This window comes from Thermovibrio sp., assembly GCA_015488335.1.
Classification (GTDB): Bacteria; Aquificota; Aquificia; order Desulfurobacteriales; family Desulfurobacteriaceae; genus Balnearium.
On record WFNZ01000015.1, the window covers coordinates 1 to 5,457 of the forward strand.

The following is a 5,457-nucleotide window of genomic DNA, read 5'->3' on the forward strand; positions in this document are numbered from 1 at the left end:
ACAGTTGTTCCCTCTATCCTCTACACCGGCTACCTGACTCCTGTTTCCTCTATGGGAAAGGGAGCTCTCCTCACTGCCCACTTCATTCCAACCTTCTACTACATGAGACTCCTCAAAGATATCTACTTTAAGGCCTCCCCCGTTGTTTACCTGATTCCAGACCTTTTAACCCTTCTGCTCTTTTTCTCTGTCCTCTTTTCGCTCAACTACCTGTTCTTTAAGAAGAGGGAGAGATGAACTTCTTTATCCTCCTCTACAAGGAGATCGTCCAGTTCTTAAGGAACAGAGGCCTCCTCCTCTTTGCCGTTTACGCCTTCACTTTAGACATCTACCTTGCGGCAACGGGAATAGACCTAACTCTAAAAAACGCCTCCTTCTACGCCCAGGACTTTGACAACTCCTACACTTCAAGGGAACTCCTCTCAAAATTTCCAGAGCCTTACTTCCACTTTAAGGGCTACCTTCTCTCAGATAAATCTGTTGAAGACGTTCTCTTAAAAGACAAAGCTGTTGGAGTTATCAGAATTCCATTCAACTTTGAGAAAAAGCTCAAAAAGGGCGACAGAACAGAGATTGCCGTTATAGTTAACGGAGCAGAGGTCTCTGCCAGCTACCTCTTCTCGGCCTACGCCACTCAGATAATCTACAACTTCATCACGGGGCGGTTCTTTAAGCCTCCAATAGAGGTTGTTCCCAGAATCTACTTCAACCAGAACGCCTCAAGTAAGCTCTTTATGGCCTACTCGGAGCTCCTCACAGTAATAACCCTCTTTCTCCTCCTCCTCCCAGCTTCAGCCGTCGTCCTTGAGAAAGAGAGAGGAAACGTTGAGATGCTTACAGTTTCCCCACTTCCGAACATTGTTTTTATGGTTGCAAAGTCTGTGGCTATGGGGCTTATAGTTCTTCTCTTTACCGCTTTTGCCCTCTTTTTCACAGTTGAAAGAGTTGTCGCCGTTCCCTTCAGGGGAAGTGAGCTGGACTTCCTCCTCTTAACTCTCCTCTACGTTTTCACGGCTTCTGGACTCTCAATGTTCATAGCCTCCCTCTCTGAGAACATGCTCCAGGTCTCTCAGCTGACAATCCTCCTTCTGATTCCAATTCTCTACCTCTCTGGAAACTGGACTCCCATTGAGGCGATGCCAAAACTTCTCCAGTGGCTTTCAGTTCTTTCACCCCTCAAATACTACATAGACGGAGCTCTCGCAATAGCCATTAAGGGAGTTCCACTGAAAGAGCTAACTTCCGACATATTGGCCTTAACCCTTCAGGGGGGAGCTCTCTTTGCCCTCGGTAACTACTTCATGGTTCGCAAAATTTAGTTCTACTCTCCGAGGTCAATTTCCTGACGATTCAGATTTGAGATCCGAAGTGGTGTTCTTCTGATCTGCCGTTTTGAGATTCTCTTCCTTGTCTGTTTTCTTTCATATCTGAAAGCAGGTTTTATCCAGCGATAGATACGTTTCTTTTTCTGAGGTTTTACCGGTTCTCTCTCTATTTCCCACTCAACAGCAGGTAGTTCTCCAAGTTCTTCGAAAACTTCCCATTTAGCTTCAGAGATCGCTTCTGCAATTCTTTTAGAGAGTTCCAGAGAACGATGGGAAGAGATAATGATCCTGATTGAAGCGTCAATATCCAATTTATGTCTTGGTCTTATGGTAACCCTTTTGACTTCGTTTACACTTTGCAGTTTATTTTCTAGTCTTGATAAGAACTCGCTTTTAAGCTGTGCTGAAGAAACTTCTCTGTGATTTATCTTTGGTATTCTTTTAGACATCTATTTTTCCTCTAATAGGTTTAATAACCTTTCTACTTTTGCAATGTAACCTTCAATATCTCTTTTTGCGTTTTCAGAGTGTTCCAGTATACTATCATAATAATCCGATTCTCGTCTAAAGGCGTATAGACTGTCACACAGTGCTACAAAGCCTTTTATTTCGTTGGTGGGAAGTATTTGTTCTTGAAAAACCTTCTTTGTAAAAGCTTTAGGCAGCCCGCCGTGGCTCCAGCTTCCGTCTGGTGGATCTCCAACGACAGACTGCATAAGGTTGAATAGCGCGTAATAACAGTTAGAGCATGCAGAACAGACGTATCCCTTACTGAAAGCCATTCTGGCCGTTTCAAGCCGTCTTTTAGCTTTCTTTACAAACTTCCTGTTGAATTTCAGCATCAACCGTTATTTCAGGTATACGTCCTCTTTCTTAAACTTCTTTACGAGGAGTGCGTAAAAGAGAGCTCTGTATTTCCTTTTGAGTTCTTTTAGTTCTTCACAAACTTCCTCTATAGCTTTGTCTAGAGCCTCATCAGGTTCTTTCAGCCCTAACTTTTTCTTAAGGAAGTTTTCCCTCAGTCTTTCAAGCTCGGACTTATCTGAGCAGGCTACAGTTTCAGAGTCTTTGTTGTAGATTGACGGCCCCAGTCCTCTTGTAACTGCTTCAATCAACTCGTCGCTGAGCTTTAACTTAAACTTTTTAGCCGTTTCTTTGTAGAGAGCAATTTTTTCATCTAATTTACTCATGGTTTCCCCCTCTGTTATTTATTCCCGGTATAACCAAATTTTCTCGGTGAAGTGTTAATGGTCATTAATATTCAATATTTTGCTATTGTTGACTTATATCAAAGCTTGAAATGTAGGAGAAGACTTATATATTTTTAACTTAAAATAACTCAATGATTTGAGGGGGGAAATGCACGGTATTCTGAATTTAGAAGCTTTAAAGGATAAAGTCTCCTATTTTGTTAAGGAAAACTGTCTTGATAGTGTTCTGATCTTAGACTCTGAAGGGTTTCCTATAGTTTTTTACTCTCTCTTTTACGTAGATGAAGATAAGCTTTCAGCAGATCTGGCCTCTTTATTTTCTTTTATTGATATTAATTGTAACAACCCCCTTTTCTTTAAATTTAACAGAGGCTATGTTGTGGCATCTTCTCTTGGTAGCGAGTACAAGCTTGTTATATTAGCTCCAGAGTCTGTAAAACTTAATAGATCTCTTGTTCTTCTTAGGGATTTGAAGTTGTATTTACAACGATTTATGGATAGCTAAAGAGGTTCGTATGAGAAGTGTTAATGGATTTTCAATTAACGGTAAGATATGTGTCGGTAAGTATACTTTTGAGATACAAACAGAGGCAAAAGGGGATTCTTTAGTTGTTTCTTCCGTTTTCTTCAAAGGTAGAGTTGTAAAACAGTATTCTTCTTCCGTGCCCCTCGGTGAAAAGAGGGAAGTTTTCTTAAGAAAGTTTCACGAAGAAGTGAAGAGAAGGTTTATCTCTGATTTAATCTCTCAAAAGGAGAAGAGACAGGTTTTAGATAGTAATGGGAATCTAACGGCAACCGGTTTTTTAAAGAAACTCACTGAAAAGATTGAAAAATCAGTTACTGGCTTAAGGTTGATGTATTTGGAAATCAATGGTAATCCAGTATTTAATGGGCTTGTTCCTGGTCTTGTTCCTCTACTTTCTGATTTTATCTCTTTACTGAATAAAGTCTATGGGGATCTTGAAGTCGCAGCTTTTCCGATTAAAGGGAGATGGTTAATATTCCTGAAAGGTGAAAAGCTACTCAGCTGTTTTCTCATTGAGAATCATAGAGATCTACCTGCTTTGCGCGTAAGCATAATTAAGCCTCTGAAGGAACTTATTTCAGAAATGGAAAAGGAGCTCCCCTAAAGGAGCCCCTTCTCCTCAAGGATTTTCCTTACTTCTGGGTTCTCCTTTGCAAACTCTTTGAGCATCTCTATGAACTCCTGCTCGTTTAACATCTTAATTCCTAATTTCTGAGCTCTTGAATACTTTGAGCCAGGGTTTTTACCAACCACCACAAAACTTGTTTTCCTCGTTACTGAGTTTGTCGGGTTTCCTCCAAGGAGCTCCACTATGTGCTGCGCCTCTTTCCTTGTGAAGTGGTCAAGCTCTCCCGTAAATACAACATTCTGACCGGCCAGCGGTTTGGGGAGTTCCTGCTCTTTCTCTTCCTCTTCCGTCCTTTCAAACTTGAACCCTGCCTCTTCCAATCTCTTTATCATCTCAAGGTTCTGTTCTGCCTTAAAGAAGTTCTTAATGCTCGTTGCCGTAATCGGGCCAATTCCGGGAATTGACGCAAGCTCTTCAAACCCTGCGTTCATCAGCTCCTCAATGTTTTTGAACTTTTTAGCAAGGAGCTGGGCCGTTTTCTCTCCAACGTGCCTTATTCCAAGGGCTGTGAGCTTTTTCCAGAAAGGTGCAGACTTTGACTTCTCAATCTGGTTCAGCAGGTTCTCAGCCTTCTTCACTCCCCAGCCGGGAAGCCTTATCAGGTCTTTCTTGTTAAGGTAGTAGAGGTCTGCAATTGACTTGACCAGTCCTTTCCTCATCAGCTGGTTGACCGTTGCCTCTCCAAGCCCCTTGATGTCTAAAACTTTACCCCAGTAAATCATGTGTTCTTTCAGCTGTGCAGGGCAGTTGATGTTTGGGCACCTTGGAACGGCCTCGTCAAGCTCTTTAACTATGGGAGCTCCACACACAGGGCAGTGGGTTGGAACCTCTACGGGTTTTTCGTTTCCCGTTCTCCTCTCAACCACCGGCCCAACAATGTATGGAATCGTTTCCCCTGCCCTCTCAACTATTACGTAGTCTCCAATCCTTATGTCCTTCATCTTGATGAAGTCCGGGTTAAAAAGCGTTGCCCTTGAGACGATTACTCCGCCGACCTCAACAGGCTCTAAGATTGCAACGGGGGTGAGAGCTCCCGTCCTTCCAACCTGCCACACAACGTCAACGAGCTTTGTAACTGCCTGCTTTGCCGGGAACTTGTAGGCAACCGCCCACCTGGGGTGGTGCATCGTCTCACCCAATTTCTCCCAGGCGCAGATGTCGTTGACCTTAACAACCATTCCGTCTGCCTCAAAGTCCCAGCTCTCCCTCTCCTCCTGAGCCTTCAGAACAGTCTCAATTACTTCATCTATGTTCTTACATACTTTCTGAATGTGAGGAGTCTTAAATCCGCACTCAGATAACAGCTCCAGCGCCTCTTTCTGTGTTCTTATATCCTTGCAGGGCTTTTTAGGCTCTGAGTGGAGTATCTGGTAGACGTAGCAGTCAAGCCCTCTCTTTGCCACCTCTGCAGGGTTTTTGAGCCTTAACGTTCCAGCTGCTGCGTTCCTGGGGTTTGCAAAGAGCGGAAGTCCCTGCTTCTCCCTCTCCTCGTTGAGCTTCTTAAACACGCTCTTGGGCATTATAACTTCGCCCCTTATGGCTATAAGGTCTATTCCATGTTTTGAGAAGGGAGCTCTCAGAGGAATTGACTTTATCGTCTTAACGTTCATCGTAATGTCTTCGCCGTAGATTCCGTCTCCCCTTGTAGCTCCCCTGACCAGCAGGTCTTTTTCGTAAACAAGCTCAACGCTTGCTCCGTCAAACTTTGGCTCAACTATGTATTCAACCTCATCAGTTCCAAGGAGCTCTTTAACCTTCCTATCCCAC

At 43.4% G+C, this 5,457-nt stretch carries 7 protein-coding genes and 1 pseudogene; 4 read left to right on the forward strand and 4 right to left on the reverse strand.

Features of this window, described 5'->3' with window-relative positions; translation table 11 throughout:
- Positions 1 to 237 (forward strand): annotated as a pseudogene (locus tag F8H35_RS01385) (ABC transporter permease); the annotation flags it as partial.
- The gene (locus tag F8H35_RS01390; RefSeq protein WP_472571781.1) at positions 234 to 1,319 is read left to right on the forward strand and encodes an ABC transporter permease; all 1,086 of its coding nucleotides are present in this window, start codon (positions 234 to 236) and stop codon (positions 1,317 to 1,319) included. The pseudogene F8H35_RS01385 and the gene F8H35_RS01390, both read left to right, overlap by 4 nt.
- A 2-nt stretch (positions 1,320 to 1,321) precedes the next feature.
- Here F8H35_RS01390 and F8H35_RS01395 read toward each other — a convergent pair whose 3' ends face one another.
- Genes F8H35_RS01395 through F8H35_RS01405 form a run of 3 tightly spaced genes read right to left on the reverse strand, consistent with a single transcriptional unit; the run spans position 1,322 to position 2,515 of the window.
- Positions 1,322 to 1,774 (reverse strand): hypothetical protein, encoded by a 453-nt coding sequence (locus F8H35_RS01395; RefSeq protein WP_472571782.1) that lies wholly within the window; start codon positions 1,772 to 1,774, stop codon positions 1,322 to 1,324.
- Entirely contained in the window at positions 1,775 to 2,167 is a 393-nt protein-coding gene (locus F8H35_RS01400) for a HEPN domain-containing protein (RefSeq protein WP_472571783.1), read from the reverse strand. It lies immediately after the preceding gene.
- A gap of 6 nt (positions 2,168 to 2,173) precedes the next feature.
- The gene (locus F8H35_RS01405; RefSeq protein WP_472571784.1) at positions 2,174 to 2,515 is read right to left on the reverse strand and encodes a DUF2853 family protein; all 342 of its coding nucleotides are present in this window, start codon (positions 2,513 to 2,515) and stop codon (positions 2,174 to 2,176) included.
- Between the two features lie 169 nt (positions 2,516 to 2,684).
- Here F8H35_RS01405 and F8H35_RS01410 point away from each other — a divergent pair, with 169 nt between their 5' ends.
- Positions 2,685 to 3,041: a roadblock/LC7 domain-containing protein gene (locus tag F8H35_RS01410; protein ID WP_472571785.1), complete on the forward strand. Its 357-nt coding sequence runs from the start codon at positions 2,685 to 2,687 to the stop codon at positions 3,039 to 3,041.
- A 10-nt stretch (positions 3,042 to 3,051) separates the two neighbouring features.
- Positions 3,052 to 3,666 (forward strand): hypothetical protein, encoded by a 615-nt coding sequence (locus F8H35_RS01415; protein ID WP_472571786.1) that lies wholly within the window; start codon positions 3,052 to 3,054, stop codon positions 3,664 to 3,666.
- Here F8H35_RS01415 and ligA read toward each other — a convergent pair.
- Positions 3,663 to 5,457: NAD-dependent DNA ligase LigA (ligA, locus tag F8H35_RS01420; RefSeq protein ID WP_472571787.1), on the reverse strand; the 1,795-nt coding region annotated here is incomplete at its 5' end. The two genes, F8H35_RS01415 and ligA, sit on opposite strands and share 4 nt — an antisense overlap.